Consider the following 1863-nt stretch of genomic DNA (forward strand, 5'->3'; position numbering starts at 1 on the left):
TTCTCTGGGTCAGTCTGCCGGGCCGGGTCAATACCCAGGAACTGCACGTTCGCGCGCTGGAGCAGGGGATCAGCATTGCCCCGGGGCTGATCTTCAGCAATACAGAGCAGTTCAACCACTGCGTTCGGCTCAATTGCGGCGTGCCGTGGAATCGCGAGGCGGAGCGTGCCCTGGCGACGCTGGGTGTACTGGCACGTCAATTGTGTCAGGAGTCAGGAGTTTCCTATTGAAAGCGCTCAGGGGGCTTGTCAGCTCGACCGCGAACGCGGAGCATAGGGCTCTCATCGTTGTTGCCGTGCTCTTATGAACACCATGCGTCGTATTGCATTGCTGGTCTTCTGCTTGAATCTAGGCGTCTTCGCAGTGCCTTGCGTTCAGGCACAAACGTCGGAAAGTCCGTCTTCCGCAGCGCGCTCGGCGGAAGCTGACAAGCCTGTCGTCAAAACTGACGCGCCGGCAAAGAAGGCCGTGGCAAAAAAACCGGCGGTTCGCAAGAAGGCGGCCAAAAGCCGTTCGCGTAAGGAGTCGGACGTCATCGCCACTCCTGTGCCTGAGGCCAAGCTGGATCTGAGCCTGCCCAAGGACATCGTCAAGGACCTCAAACCGCCGACTCAGCCTGTCAACGCTGCGGTCCAGCCGACTCCGCTTGCCGAGCGTGCGCCCAAGCCCATCCTGCCCGCTTTCTTCAGTGACAAGGGCAATGAGGATTTCCAGCTCAATGGTCGTCTGCTGAACAACGAAATGCAGCTGCAGCGGCGCGGCGACGGTCGTGAAGTCGAGGGTGCGGCGCTGGACTTCAATTTCAAGCAGTGATCAGTGCCCGTTGCGGTATCGGCCGTTACAGTTTGGCTGACTGAAATATCGATGCGGGCATTTTCAAACGCTCGTTTGGTCACTACCATGGGGGCTCTTCAACCCTTCGTGCCTGTGAGGTCATGACGTCATGAAATGCCGCGAAGGCTGTGGCGCCTGCTGTATCGCCCCTTCCATCAGTTCGCCTATTCCTGGCATGCCTTTAGGCAAGCCGGCAGGGCAGCGCTGCGTGCAGCTATCTCTGGACAACCTCTGTGCGCTGTTCGGTTTGCCCGAGCGGCCGGCAGTGTGCTCGGCGTTCAATGCCGATCCCGAGGTGTGCGGTGACAGCGATCAGGATGCCGTGCGCATTCTGGGTTGGTGGGAGCAGATGACCGCATAGGCAAGGGCTCCATTCTCGACAACAAGGAACAACAACAATGAGAGCGATGCATTCAATAGCGCTGGTAGCCCTGCTGGGCAGCGTCCACATGTCTGCCCAGGCGGAGCCGTGGGTGGTGGCCAAGGACGAGGAGGGGATCAAGGTCTCCTTGAGCGAGGTCGCAGGCTCCAAGTACAAGGCCTATCGTGGCGAAACCGTCATCAAGGCCAGCGTAGCGAAGTTGCGGGCGATGCAGGAAGACGTCGCCGGCGCGTGCACTTGGATTCACGAGTGCAAGACGCAGAAGCTGCTCAAGCATCAGGGCGATCAGACATGGACCTACACCCAGTTCAATACGCCGTGGCCGGTGACGCCGAGGGATTCAGTGTTGCACATCACCACGGTGGATGGCAGCGATGGCAGCGTTACCCGCAACCTGGCCGGGGCGGCAAACTATGTGCCAGAGGAGAAGGGCTTCGTGCGCGTGGCTCAGGTCGAAGGCTTCTGGAAGATGGTGCCTCAGGGTGCCAATCAGACCCAAGTGATCTACCAGGTGCACACCGAGCCTGGCGGCAGCGTGCCTTCCTGGCTTGCCAACAAGTTTGTCGTGGATGCGCCATTCAACACCCTCAAGGCGCTGCGTGCCAAGGCGGAACAATAGAAAAGCAAAAGGCCGCCCGAGGGCGGCC

At 59.9% G+C, this 1863-nt stretch carries 3 protein-coding genes and 1 pseudogene; all 4 read left to right on the top strand.

Going from position 1 to position 1863, the window contains the following annotated elements; genetic code table 11:
* Positions 1 to 230: pseudogene (locus B2V21_RS20100) on the top strand (PLP-dependent aminotransferase family protein); the annotation flags it as partial.
* Between the two features lie 73 nt (positions 231 to 303).
* The gene (locus tag B2V21_RS20105; RefSeq protein WP_286917833.1) at positions 304 to 813 is read left to right on the top strand and encodes a translation initiation factor 2; all 510 of its coding nucleotides are present in this window, start codon (positions 304 to 306) and stop codon (positions 811 to 813) included.
* Between the two features lie 130 nt (positions 814 to 943).
* Positions 944 to 1195, top strand: a complete 252-nt coding sequence (locus tag B2V21_RS20110) for a YkgJ family cysteine cluster protein (protein ID WP_049859850.1) — start codon at positions 944 to 946, stop codon at positions 1193 to 1195.
* A 37-nt stretch (positions 1196 to 1232) separates the two neighbouring features.
* Positions 1233 to 1835: an START domain-containing protein gene (locus tag B2V21_RS20115; protein WP_049859851.1), complete on the top strand. Its 603-nt coding sequence runs from the start codon at positions 1233 to 1235 to the stop codon at positions 1833 to 1835.
* The last annotated feature ends 28 nt before the right edge of the window (positions 1836 to 1863 follow it).

The sequence above is a fragment of the Pseudomonas sp. UBA6276 genome, assembly GCF_002438365.1.
Lineage (GTDB): Bacteria > Pseudomonadota > Gammaproteobacteria > Pseudomonadales > Pseudomonadaceae > Aquipseudomonas > Aquipseudomonas coleopterorum.

Excerpts from the sequence above, each read along its gene's own strand:
- B2V21_RS20105 (WP_286917833.1), top strand. The coding sequence starts at position 304 with ATGAACACCATGCGTCGTATTGCATTGCTGGTCTTCTGCTTGAATCTA.
- B2V21_RS20110 (WP_049859850.1), top strand. The coding sequence starts at position 944 with ATGAAATGCCGCGAAGGCTGTGGCGCCTGCTGTATCGCCCCTTCCATC.
- B2V21_RS20115 (WP_049859851.1), top strand. The coding sequence starts at position 1,233 with ATGAGAGCGATGCATTCAATAGCGCTGGTAGCCCTGCTGGGCAGCGTC.